Here is a 19,398-nt window from a genome sequence, read left to right on the forward strand (position 1 = left end):
CGCGCCCTGCGCTATCGGGAACCAGGCGGGCGTGCGACCGAGTCGCGTACCACCAGCCGGTGCGGCACCACGTGGTCGATCAGCACCCGCTCGCCGTCGGTGCGGCGGCGGATGGTGCGCAGCAGGATATCGATGGCCGCATCGGCCATCGAGGCGATCGGCTGATGGATGGTGGTGAGCTCAGGCCAGACCGTGGTGGCGGCGGAGCTGTCATCGAAGCCCACCACCGACAGATCGCGGGGTACCTCCAGGCCACGGCGGTGGGCAACGGAGATTGCCGCCGCGCCCATATCGTCGTTGCTGGCGAAGATCGCAGTGGGCGGCCGGGGCTGGCACAGCAGCTTTTCAGCAGCGGCGAGCCCGGAGCGGTAGGTGTAGTCGCCCTGTTCGACCAGGGCGGGGTCGACCTCCAGCCCGGCGTCGTGCAGCGCGCTGACAAATCCGTCATAGCGCCGCGCGCTCGCGCTGAGATCGGTACGCCCGCAGATGAAGCCGATGCGGCGGTGACCATGCTGGATCAGGTGTTCGGCCAGTTCCCTGCCAGCGTGGAAGTCGTCGATGCGCACGCAGGAGACGCCGTTGCCAAGGTGACCTGGCGCGATCGCAACCACCGGGATACCGGCCCTGACCAGCTCGGTCACCACGGGCTTCGATTCGCACAGCGGCGGCGGCAGGATGACGCCGTCCACCCGCCCGGCAAGGGCACGCGCGGCCTTGCGCTGGGCGGCGGGGCCCGGCTCGTCCCAGTAGTCGATGACCAGCTGGATGGCAGCGTTGGACGCTACCCGCAGCAGGCCGACCAGCAGTTCGCGCAGGTAGGCACCGCTGGGGTCGGTGTAGATCAGTGCAATACGCGTGTGCTGCGCGGCGGCCAACGAACTGGCCGCGAGGTTGGGCGTATAGCCCAGTTCACGCACTGCGCGCATCACGCGCTCGCGGGTGACGTCGCGCACCTTGCCCTGGTTGATCGCCCGCGACACCGTCATCGGCGACACTCCGGCCAGGGCTGCCACCTCGTCGATCGTCACGCCACTGGTTTTGCGGCGGACCGATTTCTTCGGCTTGTCCAATACGCGCTCCCGTTCTTCTTTGTGACGCTGCTGCATCCAGCGCACGCGCCGAGCTTACAAGGTTTGCTGGCCACCCTGCGGTTCCGTTTCGATGGCGAGCGGTGTCATTGGATGTTCGCCAGCGTGCTGGCGTTGCTGGCCTGCATGGGCAACGCACGCGCAGAGGATGGCTACGCGCTGTGGATGCGTTACGCCCCGCTCGAGCCGACGCTCGCTGCCCACTACCGCACCCGCCTGGGGCAGGTGGTGGCCCCTGATCAGACGGCCACGCAGCGCGCCGCGCGCGATGAGCTGGAGCGTGGACTCGGCGGACTGCTCGGCAGCGATCCGCAGGCACCGGGTACGGCGGCGATCGGTCCCGCGCTGGTGCTGGGTACTCCGCAGTCGTCAGCGTTGATCGCACCGTTCCGGGCGCAGCTGCAGTCACTGGGCGAGGAGGGCTACCTGCTCAAGCGCACACGGGTGGGCGACCGCGATGTGCTGCTGGTCGCCGCATCACGGGATATCGGCGTGCTGTATGGCGTGTTCCATCTGCTGCGGCTGCTGCAGACGGGCGCGAGGATCGATGCCCTCGATGTGCGTCAATCGCCACGGCTTCGGCTGCGCGTGCTCAACCATTGGGACAACCTCGACGGGTATGTGGAGCGCGGCTATGCAGGCCAGTCACTGTGGGACTGGCAGACGCTGCCGGAATGGCGCGACCCGCGCTACACCGACTACGCACGCGCCAATGCGTCCGTAGGCATCAACGGCACCGTGCTCAACAACGTGAATGCAAACGCACAGAGTCTTGCGCCGCAGTATCTCGACAAAGCGGCAACACTGGCGGATCTGTTCCGGCCGTACGGCATACGCGTCTACCTGAGCGCGCGCTTCAGCGCACCCATCGAGCTGGGCGGGCTCGACACCGCCGATCCGCTCGACCCGGGCGTGCAGCGCTGGTGGCGGGACAAGGCCGCCGAAATCTACGCACGCATTCCCGACTTCGGCGGCTTCCTGGTGAAAGCCAATTCGGAAGGGCAGCCCGGCCCGCAGGACTATGGCCGCTCGCACGCCGACGGCGCCAACCTGCTGGCCGATGCACTGGCCCCGCACGGCGGCGTGGTGATGTGGCGCGCCTTCGTCTATGCGCACGACGTTCCCGCCGACCGGGCCACGCAGGCCTACAGCGAATTTGCCGGCCTGGACGGCGCCTTCCGCCCGAACGTGGTCCTGCAGGTGAAGAACGGGCCCATCGACTTCCAGCCGCGTGAGCCGTTCCATCCGCTGTTCGGGGCCATGCCGCGCACGCCACTGATGATGGAAGTGCAGATCACCAAGGAATACCTGGGCTTCGCGACGCACCTGGTTTACCTGGGGCCGCTGTACGAGGAAGTGCTGCGGGCCGACACCCGCGCACGCGGCAAAGGTTCTACCGTGGCGCAATCCCTGGCCGGCATGGCCGGCGTCGCCAACATCGGCACCGATCGCACCTGGAGTGGATCGCATTTCGACCAGGCCAACTGGTACGCCTTCGGGCGCCTTGCGTGGGATCCGCGGCAATCGGCCGGGGACATCGCGGCAGATTGGGCGGCGCTGACCTTCTCGGCCGATCCCGGCGTGGTGCAGCCCATCGTCGGCATGATGATGGCCTCGCGCGAGGCCGCGGTGAACTATATGACCCCGCTGGGCCTGCACCATCTGATGGCGCGGGGACACCACCATGGTCCGGGTCCGTGGGTCGATGGCGGCCCACGTGCGGACTGGACGTCGGTGTACTACCACCGTGCGGATCACAGCGGCATCGGCTTCGACCGCACCGCAGGCGGCAGCAATGCCGTGGCCCAGTATTCCCCCGGCGTGGCTGAGCAGTATGGCGACCTGGCGCGGGTTCCAGCGCCGCTGCTGCTGTGGTTCCACCACGTGCCGTGGGACCACCGCATGGCCTCGGGGCGGACACTGTGGGACGAGCTGGTCGCCCGCTACTCGCAGGGGGTACGGCAGGTGCAGGGCATGCAGGGCACCTGGGCAGGGCTGCAGGGCAGGGTGGATGCACAACGGCATGCGCAGGTCGCGGCCTTCCTGCGTATCCAGCTGCGCGAAGCGCAGTGGTGGCGCGATGCCAGCGTGGCGTACTTCCAGTCGGTGAGCGGCAGGCCGTTGCCCGCAGGCGAAGCCGCGCCGCCGCATCCGCTGGCCTGGTACCAGGCGTTGCAGTTTCCGTCCGCACCGGGAGATGGGCGATGAAGCCGACGTCGTGGGTGGGCTGGATGCTGGTGGTCGCCATGGGCGGCTGTGCCACGAATGCAGCGGCGCAGGAACCAGGGATGGCGCTGCTGCATCCGCTGTTCCAGGATCACGCCGTGCTGCAGCGTGAGCAGCCGGTTCCGGTATGGGGCCGGGCCGCGCCAGGTGCCACGGTTTCGGTGACCGTTGCTGGGCGGACGGTCAGCACCCACGCGGCGGCCGACGGCCGCTGGCAGGCAACGCTGCCGTCCATGGCCGCCGGCGGCCCCCATGCAATGTCGGTGCGTGCGGGGGACGCAACCCAGATCGTGCACGACGTGCAGATCGGCGACGTCTGGTTGTGTTCCGGGCAGTCGAACATGGAACTGCCGGTGCGGCGCACGCTGGACGCAGACAGCGAGATCGCCAGCGCCACGCAACCGAAGATCCGCCTGTTCACCGTACCGAAGGCGGCGGCGGTTTCACCACAGAGTGATTTTCCGGCGTCTGTGGCATGGCATACGGCGGCGCCGGACACGGTGCGCGACTTTTCCGCTGCGTGCTTCTACTTTGCGCGCGAACTGCAGAAGACGGTCGATGTCCCCATGGGCTTGATCCAGGCGGCGTGGGGCGGTTCGCGCATCGAGGCCTGGACCAGTACCGATGCCCTGCGCATGCAGGGCGGCATGGGGCCAGCACTGGACGTGCTCGCCTTGTCTGCCCGCGATCCCGCAGCGGCAAACACCCGCTGGGGCCAGCACTGGCAACACTGGTGGACAACACGCGAAGGTGCCGCCGCCGATACGCCCTGGCAGCCCGGCACCGACAGCAGCGGATGGCAACGCGCACCGGCCACGCTCGGCGCGTGGGAGCGCTGGGGTGTGCCGACGCTGGCCGGCTACAACGGCATGGTCTGGTACCGCACCCAGGTGACCCTGACGGCCGCGCAGGCCGGCAAGCACGCTTGGCTTGAGCTGGGTCCGGTCGACGAGACGGACATGACCTGGGTGAACGGCGTCGCCGTGGGCAGCCAGTACGGCGCGGCTGAGCGGCGGACGTATGCGCTGCCGCCCGGGTTGCTGAAAGCCGGTGCCAGCACGGTGGTGATCAATGTCCTGGACACCTACGGTGAGGGTGGGCTTGCAGGGCCCGCAAGTGCGCACGCCATCCGCCTGGATGACGGTACGCGCATCGCGCTGGATGCGCGCTGGCAGTATCGGATGGCGCCCGGTGTACAGGCGCCGCCGCTGGCACCGTGGCATGCCGCTACAGGACTGTCGACGCTGTACAACGGCATGATTTCGCCACTGGGCGCCTATGGCCTGCGCGGCGTGCTGTGGTACCAGGGTGAATCCAATACCGGCGACGCAATGGCATACCTCGCACGCCTGCGCGGCCTGCGTGACGACTGGCGGAGACGGTTCGGCGCGCACACGCCGCTGCTGCTGGTGCAACTGGCCGGCTATGGCCAGCCAGCCGTGGCGCCGGTTGAAAGTGGCTGGGCGCAGGTGCGCGAGGCGCAGCGGCTCGCTGCGGTGGAAGACCCGCGCACCGGGCTGGCGGTGGCCATCGACATCGGCGATGCCTACGACATCCACCCGCCGAACAAGCAGGAACTGGGCCGGCGGCTGGCGCGGGCAGCGCGTCATGTGGTCTACAGCGAGCGCGGCGTAGCGCCGTCCGGCCCGATAGCGCGCCAGGCATCGGCCACGCGGGCCGGTGTACGCATCGCGTTCGACGACGTGGCCGGCGCTCTGGTCACGACCGGCGCGAACGGTCCCATCGGCTTCGAGCTGTGCGACGCCGATGCGCGCCACTGCCACTACGCCGACGCGGTGCTGGACGGTCACGACGTCGTGCTGCGCAGCGCCGAGGCCGGTTCCGCCGCCCGCGTGCGCTACTGCTGGGCAGATGGCCCGGTGTGCACCCTGCACGACAGCAGCGGCGCGCCCGCCGGTCCCTTCGAGCTTTCCATTTCTCCTGCGGAGGTTCCCTGATGCGCCTGCTGCTGGCCTCACTGCTCGTGTTGTCTTCACTCCTGCCGCAGGCGTGGGCAGCGGCGCCCGCGCCGCCGGTCTACTTCGACTGGTTCGAGTACCGCGGTCGCGACGCGGCATTCGATGCGCCGTTGCCGGCCGGACACTATCGCAACCCCATTCTTGCAGGGTTCCATGCCGACCCCAGCGTCGTCGCCGCAAACGGGCGCTTCTATCTGGTCAATTCCAGCTTCACCTACTTCCCGGGCATCCCGGTGTTCGAAAGCGTGGACCTGGTGCACTGGAAGCAGATCGGCAACGTGATCGACCGGCCATCGCAGCTGGACTTCGACGGCCTGGGCGTGTCGCGTGGCATCTTCGCACCGGCCATCAGTTACCACGACGGCATGTTCTACGTGGTCACCACGGCCGTCGACAGCGGCGGCAACTTCATCGCGACCGCGCGCGATCCCGCCAGTCCCTGGTCCGATCCGCACTGGCTGCCCGGCATCGACGGCATCGATCCGTCGTTGTTCTTCGACAATGACGGCACCGTGTATCTGCTCAACAACGATGTACCGCCCGGCCCGCCACGCTACGAGGGCCACCGAGCCATCTGGATGCAGCAGATCGATCTGAAGCGTTTCACCCCGGTTGGGCCGCGCAGGGTATTGGTCGACGGCGGGGTGGAGCCGGCCAGGAATCCGATCTGGATCGAGGGGCCGCATCTCTACAGGCGCGACGGCTGGTACTACCTCTCCGACGCGGAAGGCGGTACCGGCCCGCAGCACTCGCAGGTGGTGCTGCGCAGCCGCGAGGTATGGGGGCCTTACGTGCCGTATGCGGGCAATCCGATTCTCACCCAGCGCGACCTGCCCGATGGCAGGCCACTGCCGATCACCAATGCCGGGCATGCCGATCTGGTGGAGGGTCCGGACGGCTCCTGGTGGGCGGTGTTCCTTGCCAGTCGCAACTACGACATCCGCCACTACAATACCGGGCGCGAGACCTATCTGCTGCCGGTGCAATGGCAGGACGGCTGGCCGGTGATCCTGCCGGCCAACCAGGCCATTCCGTATGCGGCCAGAGCGCCCTCGTGGATGCAGGGCGAGGCGTCGCAGGCGCCGTCCACCGGCAACTTCACCGAGCGCGACGAATTCGATGCGCCGACACTCGGCAGCGGCTGGCTGCGCGTGCGCGTCCCCAAGCAGCAGTGGGCCGACCTGCGCGAGCGGCCGGGGTCGTTGGCCGTGCATCCGCTGGCGGAGAACCTGGACACACTGCGCAACCCCGCGTTCCTCGGCCGACGCCAGCAGCACCTGCGCTTCGAGGCCAGTACCGATATGACCCGCCCGGCAGCAGGCGTGGCCGCCGGCCTGGCAGCTTTCCAGAACGAGACGCACTGGTACTTCCTGGGCGTCCGCAGCATTGGCGGTGACCGCGTGGCGGTCTTCCTCGAAGCGCGCGACGGCAGCGGTGCTACCCGCACCCTGGCAACCCGTGAGGCGATGGCATCGGGTTCGCTGCGCCTGAACATCGCCGGTGACGAAGGCAGGTACGCGTTCGCCTTCGACAGCGGCGACGGGGGTGGCTGGCAGACATTGGCCGATGACGTGGACGGAACGGTATTGAGTACGGATCGTGCAGGCGGCTTCGTCGGCGCCCTGCTGGGACCATTCGCGCGCGACGAGCGTGCCCTGAGGAGCAAATGATGACGCGCACTCCCTTCTTCCGCACGCTGGCCCTGTGCGCTGCCATCGCGCTGGCAACGACCGGTCACGCTACCGGGCCTGCGCCCTGGCTCGACACCTCGGCCAGCGTTGAAACCCGCGCCGCCGCCCTGGTCGCACGGATGACCCTGGAGGAGAAGGCAGCGCAGATGCAGAACGCCGCGCCCGCAATCGAGCGCCTGGGCGTTCCTGCCTACGACTGGTGGAACGAGGGCCTGCATGGCGTGGCGCGGGCAGGGCAGGCCACCGTGTTTCCGCAGGCCATCGGCCTGGCGGCCACGTTCGATGTGCCGCTGATGGGGCAGGTTGCCAGCACCATCAGCGACGAGGCCCGTGCCAAGCACCACCAGTTCCTCCGCGAAGGCTCGCATGGCCGCTATCAGGGGCTGACTTACTGGTCGCCGAACATCAACATCTTCCGAGACCCGCGATGGGGCCGCGGCCAGGAAACCTACGGCGAGGACCCGTACCTCACCGCCCGCATGGGCGTGGCCTTCGTGCACGGCCTGCAGGGTGACGACCCGGTGTACCGCAAGCTCGACGCCACCGCCAAGCACCTGGCCGTGCACAGCGGCCCCGAAGCTGATCGCCACCACTTCGATGCCCGCCCCAGCAAGCGCGACCTGTATGACACCTACCTGCCGGCGTTCGAGGCGCTGGTGAAGGAGGGCCAGGTGGACGCGGTGATGGGGGCCTACAACCGGGTGTATGGCGAGTCCGCCAGCGCCAGCCGCTTCCTTCTGCGCGATGTGCTGCGCCGCGATTGGGGCTTCAAGGGCTACGTGGTATCCGACTGCTGGGCCATCGTCGACATCTGGAAGCATCACCGGATCGTTCCCAGCCGCGAGGCTGCTGCCGCGTTGGCGGTCAGGAACGGCACCGAACTGGAGTGCGGCCAGGAATACGCCACGCTGCCAGCCGCCGTACGGCAGGGCCTGATCAGCGAGGCGGAGATCGACGATGCGGTGACCCGCCTGTTCGCCGCGCGGATGCGGCTGGGCATGTTCGACCCGCCCGAGCGCGTGCGCTGGGCGCGGATTCCCGCGTCGGTCAACCAGGCACCGGCGCATGATGCGCTGGCCCTGAAGGCCGCCCAGGAATCGCTGGTATTGCTGAAGAACGATGGCGTGCTGCCGCTGTCGCGCACCCTCAAGCGCATCGCCGTGATCGGCCCCACCGCCGATGACACCATGGCACTGCTGGGCAACTACTTCGGCACCCCAGCCGCGCCGGTCACCCTGCTGCAGGGCATCCGCGATGCCGCCAAGGGCATCGAGGTGAGCTACGCACGCGGCGTGGACCTGGTTGAAGGGCGCGACGATCCCAGCGCCACGCCCTTGATCGAAGCGGCCTACCTGCGACCCTCGGCCGATTCCCCGGAGCGCGGCCTGCGTGGCGAGTACTTCCGTACCGCTGATCTTTCCGGCACGCCGGCGCTGGTGCGCACCGATGCCCAGATCGGATTCCGCTGGGACCGGGGCTCTCCCACCGACAACCTGCTGGCCCGTGGTGAAGCCGCGCCGGGGCAGGGCATCCCCAGCGATGGTTTCAGCATCCGCTGGAGTGGCCAGCTGCTGCCGCCCGTCTCGGGGCGCTACCGGATCGAGGCGGCCGCCGACGATGGTTTCCGCCTCTACGTGGACGGCAAGCGGGTGCTCGACCACTGGGCCAGCAGCGATCGCCTGCGCGGCGATGGCGTGGACCTGGACCTGCAGGCCGGCCGCGCCTATGACCTCAGGCTTGAGTACTTCGACGCCGAGCGCGACGCTGGTGTCCGCCTGGGGTGGCGCATGCCCGGTGCCAAGCCGCCGTTCGAAGCGGCGCTGGAGGCCGCGCGCAACGCCGACGTGGTGGTGTTCGTGGGCGGCCTCACCGGCGATGTCGAAGGCGAAGAAATGAAGGTCAACTACCCGGGCTTCGCCGGCGGGGACCGTACCGACCTGCGCCTGCCCGCGCCCCAGCGCACGCTGCTGGAAGCGCTGCACGCCACTGGCAAGCCGGTGGTGATGGTGCTCACTGGTGGCTCGGCGATGGCGGTGGAATGGGCGCAGCAGAATCTGTCCGCCATCCTGATGAGCTGGTATCCCGGGCAGCGCGGCGGCACCGCCGTAGGCCAGGCGCTGTTCGGCGAAGTCAATCCCGGCGGGCGCCTGCCGGTGACCTTCTACAGGGCGGATGACACATTGCCCGCGTTCGACGACTACACGATGGAAGGCCGCACCTACCGCTACTTCCGCGGCACCCCGCTGTATCCGTTCGGCCACGGGCTGTCCTATACCCGGTTCGACTACGGCAGGCTGCAGCTTGATTCGCCGCGCATCGCCCACGACGGCAAGCTCAAGGTGCAGGTCGAGATAGCCAACACCGGCAAGCGTGCCGGCGACGAAGTGGTGCAGTTGTATGTACGACGGCTGCAGGCGGGCCCCGGCGATGCACGCCAGACATTGCGCGGCTTCCAGCGCGTCCACCTGGCCGCCGGCGAGCGGCGCACCGTAGCGTTCGATCTGCAGGCACAGCAGGACCTGCGCCAGTATGACGAAGCGCGCGGCGGCTATGCGGTGCCGGCGGGTGCGTATGAAGTGAGGGTGGGAAGCTCCAGCGCCGACATCCGTGCGAAGGGCGGGTTCCGCGTGGAGGCCAATCGTGACTGATGCACGCCCCATGGAAAGCACCGAGCACACGCTGTCCATCCGGGAGAAGCTCGGCTACAGCCTGGGCGACCTCGCGGCGAACCTGATCTTCCAGACGCTGATCACGTATCTCGCGTTCTTCTACACCGATGTGTTCCGGCTGCCGCCGGCCACGGCCGCAACGATCATCTTCGTGATCGGTGTGCTCGGGGCGTTCGTGTTCACTCCGTTGATCGGCATCGCTGCCGACCGGACGGCCAGCCGGTGGGGCAAGTTCCGGCCGTGGATCCTGTGGACCGCACTTCCATTCGGGGCGCTGTCGCTGCTTGCCTTCAGCACCCCCGACCTGGCGCCGCGCGGCAAGATCATCTACGCCGTGACCACCTACGGCCTGCTGATGCTCGTGTATGCGGCCAACAATCTGCCGTATTCGGCGCTCAGCGGCGTGCTCACCGGCAGCATGGCCCAGCGCAACAGCCTGTCGGCCTACCGCTTCGTGGCGGTGATGGTCGCGCAGTTCATCATCCAGGTGCTGCTGTTGCCGCTGGTGTTGATCCTCGGCGACGGCGACCGCGTGCTGGGCTTCGAGCGGGTCATGACCGTGTTCGCGGCAGTGGGAACGGTGTTCTTCCTGATCACCTTTGCCACCACGCGCGAGCGCATCGTGCCGGCGAAGGAACAGACCGCCGGCGTGCTGCAGGATCTGTCCGACCTGCTGCGCAACCGACCATGGCAGGTGATGCTGGCCCTCACCATCCTGGTCTTCATCAACCTGTCCCTGAAGGGCGGCACCTATGTCTACTACTTCCAGTACTACATGAGCGAAACCGCCCTGGCGGGTTTTCTCGACAGCTCCGGGTTCAACCGCTTCATTGCCGCCGTCAACGCGGCGCTCAACGGTATGGGCCTGTCCGGGTTCGCCTGGCCGAAGGACCCGGCAACGTCGGCGTTCAGCCTGTTCAACGCCTGCGGCATCGTCTGCATGATCCTGGGCATCGGCGTGTCGCGCCGCCTGGCCGACCGGTTCGGCAAGCGTGATGTCTTTGGTGGTGCACTGTTGGTGTCCACCGTGTTCCTGCTGGCGTTCTATTTCTTTCCGCCCACGGCGGTTGCCGTGGCTTTCGCTGCCTTCATGCTGCACGGGTTCTGCTACGGCATCACCATCCCGCTGCTGTGGGCGATGATCGCCGACGTCGCCGACTATTCCGAATGGAAGAACCACCGCCGTGCCACCGCGATCGTCTTCTCGGCAATGCTGTGTGGCCTGAAAATCGGGCTCAGCATAGGTGGTGCGCTGGTCGCCGGCATCCTCGCCCACCATGGCTACCAGGCAGGCGCGCCGCAGCAGCCGCAGGCCGTGGTGGACGGCATCCGCCTGACGGTGAGCGTGTACTGCTCACTGCCGTTCCTGGTTGCAGTAGCGCTGCTTTTCCTCTACGAGATCAACAAGCGCATGGAAACCCGCATCGAGCAGGAGCTGCAGTCGCGGCGACAGGGCAGCGGTCTGGATGAGCTGGCAGCACACGCCATCTCGCAACCACTGGTAACGCACATCTACACCGCCGACCCTTCGGCGCACGTATTCGAGGGGCGGCTGTACATCTATCCGTCGCACGACATCGACAGCGGCGCGCCCTTCGACGATGAGGGCGGGCACTTCGGCATGCAGGACTACCATGTGCTGCGGATGGACACGCCCGACAGCGAGGCCAGCGACTGCGGCGTGGCGCTGCATGTGCGCGACGTACCATGGGCCAGCCGGCAGATGTGGGCGCCGGACGCCGCCTGCCGCGATGGCCGCTACTACCTGTATTTCCCGGCCAAGGATGCCGACGGCATGTTCCGCATCGGCGTTGCGGCGGCGGATCGGCCGGAGGGCCCGTTCACCGCCGAGCCCGAGCCCATCGAGGGCGCGTACTCGATCGACCCGGCCGTGTTCGAGGACGACGACGGCACGCACTACCTCTGTTTCGGTGGCATCTGGGGTGGCCAGCTGCAGAAGTACCGGGACAACCGCTACGACCCGGCGCATGAAGAACCTGCCGGCGACGCGCCGGCACTGGGCCCGCGTATCGCGCGACTGGACGCGAGCATGACCCGGTTGGCCGAAGCCACGCGCGAAATCGTCATCCTGGACGGGCACGGACAGCCGCTGCGTGCCGATGACCACGCACGTCGATTTTTCGAAGGGCCGTGGCTGCACAGATACCAGGGCCGGTATTACCTGTCGTACTCCACCGGCGATACGCATCTGCTGTGCTATGCCACCAGCGACAGCCCGTACGGGCCGTACACCTATCGCGGCGTGATCCTCACGCCCGTGGTGGGCTGGACCACCCATCACTCCATCTGTGCGTTCCGGGGGCAGTGGTACCTGTTCTACCACGACGCACTGTTGTCCGGCGGGGTCACCCACCTGCGTTCGGTCAAGTGCACACCGCTGCACATGGAAGCAGACGGCAGCATCCGGACCATCGATCCCTATGGCGCCTGAGACATCTCCGCAGGATGATGCGCAGGCCGCGATGCCTGCCGGTCCGCTGCACTGGTTTCGGGCGGGCAGCCTGGAAGTGGCAGTGGCACCGGAAGCCGGTGGTCGCATCGCGCGGATCCGTTTCGACGGTGTGGAATGGCTGATCGGCGAACAGCAGGACGCGGCCGCCATCGGCTGGGGATGCTACCCAATGGTCCCCTGGGCCGGGCGCATCCGCCAGGGACGCTTCAGCGTCGACGGCAGGTGCTATCAGCTGCCGGTGAACTTCGGCATGCACGCCATCCATGGCGTTGGCTTTTCACGGCCCTGGCGCATCGACCGCCTTGAATCGGACGGCGCATCGCTGTCGTTGGACCTTCCCGAGGATGACTATTGGCCCTTCGGGGGCAGGGCATCGCAGCACATCCACGTGCAGCCCGACTGCCTGCAACTGCGCCTGGCCGTACAGGCAGGCGACACGCCGATGCCGGCCGTGCTCGGCTGGCACCCGTGGTTCCGCAAGCCGGACCGGTTGCTGTTCGCGCCAGCCGCGATGTACCCCCGCGACGGAGAGGGCATCGCCGTCCTGCCCTGCGTGGATCCGGCGCAAGGCCCTTGGGACGACTGCTTCATCAACCATCGCGAGGTCACGCTGGTTTCCGCCGGCCAGCGGCTGCGACTGCACGCCGACACCGATCACTGGGTGGTCTACGACGGCGCCGCGCACGCCACCTGCGTGGAGCCGCAGACCGGCCCACCCGATGGCTTCACGCTGGCGCCCACCCGGCTGCAGCCGGGACAGCAGCTGGAGCTGAGGTTCGAGCTGCGGTGGGAAATCGACAATGGTGATGATCCGGCTGGAGTCACTGTCACCTGATTGCCAATCCTCTGCAGGTTCTCCGGGTTGCCCGCGGCTGCTTGGCTGCACCGGCGCTACCGGCTCCGGCTCCGGCTCCGGCAGCAGGTAGCGATGGCGCTGCCCTTCACCGGATGCGGCAGGTTCAACCGCCACACTAGCCACTTCCCTGATGCCACGCGCGCTCGCAGAATTACCCGATGTTCGATCTTCAACGTCTCCGCGCACGTATTTCAGCGATGGTGCTGACCGAAGGATGGCGCCGGCGCGCGGCCTTGTGGAGCGGCGCGGTGGCCGTGGCACTGGTAGCCATCGTGTTCGCCAAGGCCAGCGATGCTGCCTTCCATGTCTTCCAGCGCGTCATTGCCCATTCCCCGTGGTGGGCGTTGCTGCTCACGCCCGGCATTTTCGCGCTGCTGGCCTGGCTGACCGCCGGTGCGCTCAGGCCCACCCGGGGCAGCGGCATTCCGCAGGTCATCGCATCGCTGGAACAGCCGGACCCGGAATTCCGGCAGGTCAACCTCTCGCCTGCGGTTTCGGCGGGCAAACTGCTGCTGACCTCGCTGTCCCTGCTGGGCGGCGCGTCGGTTGGCCGCGAAGGCCCCACCGTGCACGTCGGTGCCAGCCTGATGTACCTGTTCGGGCGCTGGTTCGGGTTCAAGGATCCCCGCGAGCTGTCGCACTTCCTGCTGGCAGGTGGCGCGGCCGGCATCGCCGCGGCCTTCAATACGCCGTTGGCGGGCATCGTGTTCGCCATCGAAGAGTTGAGCGGGCGGTTCGAGCACCGCTTCTCGGGCACCCTGCTCACGGCCGTCATCGTGGGCGGCGTGGTGTCCCTCGGCCTGCTGGGCAACTACACCTATTTCGGCCACGTCTCGGCGTTGCTGCCCCTGGGCCAGGCGTGGGGTACCATTGTGCTGTGCGGCGTGGTCGCCGGCCTGCTGGGCGGACTGTTCGCGCGGGTCGTACTGCTGACCATGTCCGGTCATCCGCGCTGGCTGGGCAGGCTCAAGCGGGACCATCCGGTGGCACTGGCCGCGGCCTGCGGGTTGATCGTGGTGGTGCTTGCGCTGCTGTTCGGCAATGGCGCGTTTGGTACCGGTTATGAGCAGGCGCGCAGTCTGGTGCAGGGCCAGGCAATCGTCGGTCACGAGTTCGGTCTGATGAAGCTGCTCGCCAATCTGGCGTCCTACGTCGCGGGCATCCCCGGCGGGCTGTTCTCGCCAGCGCTCGCGGTGGGGGCTGGGCTGGGGCACAACCTCGCCGTACTGATGCCGTCAGTGGACCCGAAGGCGTTCGTGCTGCTGGGCATGTGCGCCTACCTGACAGGCGTGACCCAGGCGCCGCTGACCTCGGCAGTGATCTCGCTGGAGCTGACCGACAGCGGCGATCTGCTGCTGCCGATCCTGGCCACCGTGCTGATTGCCCGGGGCGTGTCCGGCATGGTCTGCCGGGTGCCGATCTACCGCGGGCTGGCCGAACAGCTGCTGGCCAGCAGCGCACTTGATGGCGGCCAGAAAGTCACAGCTGCAACACGCCCTGCGGACTAGGCCGCACTCAGGTCTGCGCGCGCCACTGGCTCATCAGCATCTGCAGGAACCGCTCTGCGGTGGGCGAGAGCAGGGCACCGCGACGGCGCACGATACCGATGGTGCGCGACACCACCGGGTTGCCGATTGAACGCGTCACCAGCGTCGGGTGATCGCCGTCGGGGGTCGCCATTTTCGGCAGCACCGATACCCCGATGCCGGCCTCGACCATGCCCAGTGACGTGGACAGGTGGGTCACTTCGTAATGCCAGCTCAGCTTGAGGTTCTCGCGCGCCAAAGCGCCGTCCAGCAGCGTGCGATTGCCACTGGTGCGATGCACGGTGATCAGCTGGTGCTCGGCCAGGTCGGCCCATTCCACCGTGCGCTTGCGGGCCAGCGGATGATCGCGCCGGCACGCCAGCACGAATGGATCCTCGGCCAGCACGTCGAAATCGAGGTTGGGGTCGTTGGCGCCCATGAAGTTGATGCCGAACTCGACTTCGCCGCGCTCCACCGCCTGCAGGCCTTCGGTGGCCGGGATATCCAGGATGCGGAAGCGCACGTTCGGATGCGCCTCGTGGAAACGCGCCATCACGCTGGGCAGGAAGTAGAACGCCGCCGTGGGCAGGCAGGCGATGGTCACGGTAGCGCCGCGGGTGTCTTCGCGGCCGCGCAGTGAGAACAGCGATCCATCGAATTCTTCCAGCATGCGCCGCACCAGCGGCAGCAGGTTCTCGCCCACGGCCGTGGTGCTGACGCTGCGCGTGGTGCGCTCCAGCAGCGGCGAGCCCACCGCCTGCTCAAGCTTCTGGATGCGTCGGCTCAACGCCGGCTGGGAGACATGCAGGATCTCGGCAGCGCGATGGAAGCTGCGGGTTTCCGACACCAGCAGGAACGCGCGCAGATCCAGAATTTCGCAATTGATGCTCATAAGGTATCAATCATCCAAAAATCAGCAATTCACAGATCAATTGGGGTCATGCCAGTATCGAATCACAGAGGGGTCATTCATCCCCTATACGCATCAATCTATCACACGTATGTCCAACGATCTGCTCAGCATTCCCTGCGTGCTCATGCGCGGCGGTACCTCCAAGGGCCCGTTCTTCCTGGCCAGCGATCTGCCGGCTGATATCGCCGAGCGTGACCGCCTGCTGCTGGAGGTGATGGGTTCGGGCCACCCGCTGCAGATCGACGGCATCGGCGGCGGCAACGCACTGACCAGCAAAGTGGCCATCATCGACCGCTCCAGCCGCCCCGATGCTGACGTGGACTATCTGTTCGCCCAGGTGCGGGTGGAGCAGCAGGTGGTCGATACCTCGCCCAACTGCGGCAACATGCTGGCGGCCGTGGGCCCGTATGCGATCGAGCGCGGGCTGGTACAGGCACAGGACCCGCAGACCGAAGTGCGCGTGCACAACGTCAACACCGGCAAGCTGATCATCGCCACGGTGGAAACCCCGGGCGGCAACGTGGTCTACCGGGGTGATACGCGCATTGCCGGCGCACCGGGCTCGGCCTCGCCGGTGCGGCTGTCCTTCCTGGACGCGGCCGGCGCACGCACCGGCAAGCTGCTGCCCAGCGGCCATGCCCGGGAAACCATCGACCGCGTGCCGGTCAGCCTGGTCGACTGCGCGATGCCGCTGATGCTGGTGCAGGCCGAAGACCTGGGCGTACGCGGCGATGCCTCACCTGCAGAACTGAACGCGGATGCAGCGTTCATGGCGCGGCTGGAGGCACTGCGCATCGAGGCCGGCGCCCGCATGGGCATCGCCGACGCCGGCAACAAGGTCATTCCCAAGCCGGTGCTGCTGTCCGCACCACAACACGGCGGGCAGCTGCAGGTGCGTTATTTCATGCCGCACCAGTGCCACACCGCGCTGGCCATCACCGGTGCGGTGGGCATCGCGACCGCCGCCGTCACCCCGGGCACGCTGGCCCACACTTTGGTCGGGTGCCTGCCGCTGCCCGGCAGCATTACCCTCGAACATCCGAGTGGGGCCCTGGAGGTGGGCCTCAGTCGCAGCTCGGACGATGCGCCGGTGGTCGCCAGCGTGGTGCGCACCGCACGTCGTCTGTTTGAAGGTCGCGTGTTCGCCACGTCGCCCGCGCCCGCCAGGGCCAGTGCCAATCAAGCCCGCCAATGGACGTCAGCGGCATGATCTGAAACCGGTCGGGCCAGCACAGCCGTGCTTGCCCGCCACCACAACGTAGATGCTTCACTCCTGGGAGGGATGATGTACAAGCAGTTCTTCATGGCCGCGCTGTGCGCGGTCGGCCTGGCCGCGGCCGGATGCAGCAAGCCGGACGCCACGGCCGCCGGTGGCGGCGCGCACGGCGGCGACAATGCCCCGGTGCGCATCAGCGTCGGTTCCTACAATCTCAACAACCTGCCGTTCTTCATCGCCGACGCCAAGGGCTACTTCAAGGACGTCGGCCTGGACGTGAAGACCGAGAACTTCGCCCAGGGTGGCTCCAAGGTGCTGCAGGCGCTGGTTGCCAACTCCACCGACGTGGCCGTCGGCTTCTACGACCACACCATCCAGATGCAGGCCAAGGGCAAGGACGTGGTCGCCTTCGTGCTGCTCTCGCGCAATTCCGGCCTGGTGATGGCCGGCCGCGAAGACGCCACGTTCGATCCGGCGCGCCCGCAGACCATCAAGGGCCAGAAGGTCGGCATCACCGCGCCGGGCTCCTCGTCGGACTTCTTCGTGCGGCATTTCCTGGCCCAGCATGACATCCCGGTCGACAGCATCTCGCTGATCGGCGTGGGGTCCGGTGCCGCAGCAGTCGCCGCGCTGGAGCAGGGCAAGATCGACCTGCTGGTGAACTACGACCCCGCCGCCACCCTGATCACCGAACGCAAGGTCGGCAGGATCATCCTCGACGCACGCAGTGATGAAGGCGCACGCCAGGTCTATGGCGGCCTGTACCCGACCTCGGTGATGTACGCCAACCAGAGCTTCCTGGACAAGCGCCCGGAAGCGGCCGAAAAGATCGCCCGTGCCGAGCAGATGGCGTTGAAGTTCATCGCCGACAACAGCGCCGAGGACATCGTCGCGGCCCTGCCTGACAGCTATGTCTCCGGCGACCGCGCCACCTATGCACGCGCCGTGGAGAACGCCCGCGCGATCTTCACCACCGATGGCCACTTCACCGCGGCCGATCTGGAAACACCGCTGAAGGTGCTGCGCGAATTCAACACGGACGTGGCCAAGGCCAACATCGATCTGTCCAGGACCTACACCAATGCCTTCGTCGAGCGTGCACACGCTGCGGCGCCGGCAGCCCAACGTTAAGCGGAGGTAACCCCATGGCCCTCAATGCCACCGTGCGCCAGCTCAACGGCGCGCCGCAGCTGGAGCCTGCACAGACCATGGTCGCCATCAACAAGGTGACCATGTCCTTCGGCGAATTCACCGCCGTGCGCGATGTCGACATCCAGGTGGGCGACGGCGAGTTCCTCGCCATCGTCGGCCCCACCGGCTGCGGCAAGAGCACCATCCTCAATTCCGTGGCGGGCCTGCTGACCCCGTCGTCCGGCGACGTCGCCATCGATGGCCGCAAGGTCAGCGGCGTGCAGGAATCGGTCGGCTATCTGTTCCAGCAGGATGCACTGCTGCCGTGGAAGACCGCCTACCAGAACGTCGAACTGGGCCTGCGCTTCCGTGGCGTGCCTGAAGCCGAGCGCAAGGCCAAGGCCAATGCCTGGCTGGCCAAGGTCGGCCTGACGGGCTTCGAGCACCGCTACCCGCACCAGCTGTCCGGCGGCCAGCGCAAGCGCGTGCAGATGGCGCAGGCGTTGATCGTCGAGCCGAAGGTGATCCTGATGGACGAGCCGTTCTCGGCGCTGGACATCCACACCCGCCACCTGATGCAGAACGAACTGCTGCGGCTGTGGCAGGAGGATCGCCGCTCGGTGATCCTCATCACCCACGACCTGGAAGAGGCGATCGCGCTGGGTGACCGCGTGGTGGTGCTGTCCTCCGGCCCGGCCAGCCGCGTCGTGCGCAGCTTCGACGTGAACCTGGAGCGGCCCCGCAACGTGGCCGAAATCAAGCTGGACGAACGATTCACCGACCTGTACCGCGACATCTGGGCCTGCCTGCGCGGCGAAGTGGAGAAGAGCTATGCACGCCAAGACTGACAAATTCATCCAGCTGGCCCTGGTGGTCGCCGTGTTCGGCGGTTGGGAGGGCGGCATCGCGCTGGGCGTGATCGATCCGTTCTTCTTCCCCTCGCCAACGGCGATCGTGCAGCAGGCCTGGACCTGGCTGTCGGATACCTCGTTCTATCAGCACGTCTACATCACCCTGACCGAAACCGCGCTGGGCTACATCATCGGCACCGGGCTGGGCGTGGCAGGCGGCGTTTGGCTCGGCCTGAGCCGCCGTTCGGCACGCATCCTGGACCCCTTCATCAAGGGCTTCAATGCGATTCCGCGCGTGGTGCTGGCGCCGATCTTCGTGTTGTGGCTGGGCCTGGGGCTGTGGTCGAAGGTGGCGCTGGCGGTCACGCTGGTGTTCTTCACCACCTTCTTCAACGCCATGCAGGGCGTGCGCGAAGTGAACCCGGTGGTGCTGGCCAACGCCCGCATCCTCGGCGCAGGCCGCAGCGACCTGCTGCGCCACGTGTACTTCCCGGCGGCGGCCAGCTGGATCCTGTCCTCGCTGCGCACCTCGGTCGGTTTCGCCGTGGTCGGCGCGATCATCGGCGAGTACCTCGGTGCCTCGGCAGGGCTGGGCTACCTGATCGCCCAGGCCGAGGGCAACTTCAATGCCGTGGGCGTGTTCGCCGGCATCATCATCCTGGCCGCTTTCGTGCTGGTCATCGACGCATTGCTGGATGTGGTCGAGAACAAGATGATCACCTGGCGCCCGAACGCGCAGACGCAGGCCACCAGCTGAGCGCGGCCGCCTGAGCCCGCTT

13 protein-coding genes and 1 pseudogene are annotated in these 19,398 nt (G+C 67.4%); 12 read left to right on the top strand and 2 right to left on the bottom strand.

What is annotated here, in order from left to right:
- Positions 1 to 11 precede the first annotated feature (11 nt).
- A complete protein-coding gene (locus MRBLST15_RS02800) occupies positions 12 to 1,070 on the bottom strand; it encodes a LacI family DNA-binding transcriptional regulator (RefSeq protein ID WP_265951399.1) in 1,059 nt (352 codons plus the stop codon).
- Positions 1,071 to 1,181: 111 nt separating this feature from the next.
- Here MRBLST15_RS02800 and MRBLST15_RS02805 point away from each other — a divergent pair, with 111 nt between their 5' ends.
- The 8 genes and pseudogenes from MRBLST15_RS02805 to MRBLST15_RS02840 all read left to right on the top strand — a co-directional run bounded on the left by MRBLST15_RS02805 (position 1,182) and on the right by MRBLST15_RS02840 (position 14,490).
- Positions 1,182 to 3,296, top strand: coding sequence for an alpha-glucuronidase family glycosyl hydrolase (locus MRBLST15_RS02805; protein ID WP_367785527.1), 2,115 nt, complete (start codon positions 1,182 to 1,184; stop codon positions 3,294 to 3,296).
- A complete protein-coding gene (locus tag MRBLST15_RS02810) occupies positions 3,293 to 5,272 on the top strand; it encodes a sialate O-acetylesterase (RefSeq protein ID WP_367785159.1) in 1,980 nt (659 codons plus the stop codon). The genes MRBLST15_RS02805 and MRBLST15_RS02810 overlap by 4 nt, the downstream gene beginning before the upstream one ends.
- A complete protein-coding gene (locus tag MRBLST15_RS02815) occupies positions 5,272 to 6,963 on the top strand; it encodes a glycoside hydrolase family 43 protein (RefSeq protein ID WP_367785161.1) in 1,692 nt (563 codons plus the stop codon). The genes MRBLST15_RS02810 and MRBLST15_RS02815 overlap by 1 nt, the downstream gene beginning before the upstream one ends.
- Positions 6,960 to 9,632: a glycoside hydrolase family 3 protein gene (locus MRBLST15_RS02820; protein WP_367785163.1), complete on the top strand. Its 2,673-nt coding sequence runs from the start codon at positions 6,960 to 6,962 to the stop codon at positions 9,630 to 9,632. Before MRBLST15_RS02815 ends, MRBLST15_RS02820 begins: the two co-directional genes overlap by 4 nt.
- A gap of 10 nt (positions 9,633 to 9,642) precedes the next feature.
- Positions 9,643 to 11,112: pseudogene (locus MRBLST15_RS02825) on the top strand (MFS transporter); the annotation flags it as partial.
- Entirely contained in the window at positions 11,089 to 12,105 is a 1,017-nt protein-coding gene (locus MRBLST15_RS02830; protein WP_414716128.1) for a glycoside hydrolase family 43 protein, read from the top strand. The pseudogene MRBLST15_RS02825 and the gene MRBLST15_RS02830, both read left to right, overlap by 24 nt.
- Complete coding sequence (locus tag MRBLST15_RS02835) at positions 12,095 to 12,961, top strand: aldose epimerase (protein ID WP_367785165.1); 867 nt, start codon at positions 12,095 to 12,097, stop codon at positions 12,959 to 12,961. The genes MRBLST15_RS02830 and MRBLST15_RS02835 overlap by 11 nt, the downstream gene beginning before the upstream one ends.
- Positions 12,962 to 13,140: 179 nt before the next feature.
- Complete coding sequence (locus MRBLST15_RS02840; RefSeq protein WP_367785167.1) at positions 13,141 to 14,490, top strand: chloride channel protein; 1,350 nt, start codon at positions 13,141 to 13,143, stop codon at positions 14,488 to 14,490.
- A gap of 7 nt (positions 14,491 to 14,497) precedes the next feature.
- Here the strand turns inward: MRBLST15_RS02840 and MRBLST15_RS02845 are convergent, their stop codons facing one another.
- Positions 14,498 to 15,400, bottom strand: coding sequence for a LysR family transcriptional regulator (locus MRBLST15_RS02845; protein ID WP_099818458.1), 903 nt, complete (start codon positions 15,398 to 15,400; stop codon positions 14,498 to 14,500).
- Between the two features lie 109 nt (positions 15,401 to 15,509).
- Between MRBLST15_RS02845 and MRBLST15_RS02850 the strand changes: the two genes are divergently transcribed.
- The 4 genes from MRBLST15_RS02850 (at position 15,510) to MRBLST15_RS02865 (ending at position 19,376) form a co-directional block, all read left to right on the top strand.
- Positions 15,510 to 16,631 carry a 4-oxalomesaconate tautomerase gene (locus MRBLST15_RS02850; protein ID WP_367785169.1) on the top strand — a complete coding sequence of 374 codons (1,122 nt, stop codon included), beginning with the start codon at positions 15,510 to 15,512 and terminating at the stop codon, positions 16,629 to 16,631.
- Between the two features lie 75 nt (positions 16,632 to 16,706).
- A complete protein-coding gene (locus MRBLST15_RS02855) occupies positions 16,707 to 17,768 on the top strand; it encodes an ABC transporter substrate-binding protein (protein WP_367785171.1) in 1,062 nt (353 codons plus the stop codon).
- A 14-nt stretch (positions 17,769 to 17,782) separates the two neighbouring features.
- Entirely contained in the window at positions 17,783 to 18,616 is an 834-nt protein-coding gene (locus MRBLST15_RS02860; RefSeq protein WP_089235669.1) for an ABC transporter ATP-binding protein, read from the top strand.
- Positions 18,600 to 19,376, top strand: a complete 777-nt coding sequence (locus MRBLST15_RS02865; RefSeq protein WP_367785173.1) for an ABC transporter permease — start codon at positions 18,600 to 18,602, stop codon at positions 19,374 to 19,376. Before MRBLST15_RS02860 ends, MRBLST15_RS02865 begins: the two co-directional genes overlap by 17 nt.
- Positions 19,377 to 19,398 lie beyond the last annotated feature (22 nt).

The organism is Stenotrophomonas sp. LST15-1-1.1, from assembly GCF_040815575.1.
Taxonomy (GTDB): Bacteria; Pseudomonadota; Gammaproteobacteria; order Xanthomonadales; family Xanthomonadaceae; genus Stenotrophomonas; species Stenotrophomonas lactitubi_B.

Excerpts from the sequence above, each read along its gene's own strand:
- MRBLST15_RS02810 (WP_367785159.1), top strand. The coding sequence starts at position 3,293 with ATGAAGCCGACGTCGTGGGTGGGCTGGATGCTGGTGGTCGCCATGGGC.
- MRBLST15_RS02820 (WP_367785163.1), top strand. The coding sequence starts at position 6,960 with ATGATGACGCGCACTCCCTTCTTCCGCACGCTGGCCCTGTGCGCTGCC.
- MRBLST15_RS02805 (WP_367785527.1), top strand. The coding sequence starts at position 1,182 with ATGTTCGCCAGCGTGCTGGCGTTGCTGGCCTGCATGGGCAACGCACGC.
- MRBLST15_RS02860 (WP_089235669.1), top strand. The coding sequence starts at position 17,783 with ATGGCCCTCAATGCCACCGTGCGCCAGCTCAACGGCGCGCCGCAGCTG.
- MRBLST15_RS02840 (WP_367785167.1), top strand. The coding sequence starts at position 13,141 with ATGTTCGATCTTCAACGTCTCCGCGCACGTATTTCAGCGATGGTGCTG.
- MRBLST15_RS02835 (WP_367785165.1), top strand. The coding sequence starts at position 12,095 with ATGGCGCCTGAGACATCTCCGCAGGATGATGCGCAGGCCGCGATGCCT.
- MRBLST15_RS02865 (WP_367785173.1), top strand. The coding sequence starts at position 18,600 with ATGCACGCCAAGACTGACAAATTCATCCAGCTGGCCCTGGTGGTCGCC.
- MRBLST15_RS02845 (WP_099818458.1), bottom strand. The coding sequence starts at position 15,400 with ATGAGCATCAATTGCGAAATTCTGGATCTGCGCGCGTTCCTGCTGGTG.
- MRBLST15_RS02855 (WP_367785171.1), top strand. The coding sequence starts at position 16,707 with ATGTACAAGCAGTTCTTCATGGCCGCGCTGTGCGCGGTCGGCCTGGCC.
- MRBLST15_RS02815 (WP_367785161.1), top strand. The coding sequence starts at position 5,272 with ATGCGCCTGCTGCTGGCCTCACTGCTCGTGTTGTCTTCACTCCTGCCG.
- MRBLST15_RS02850 (WP_367785169.1), top strand. The coding sequence starts at position 15,510 with ATGTCCAACGATCTGCTCAGCATTCCCTGCGTGCTCATGCGCGGCGGT.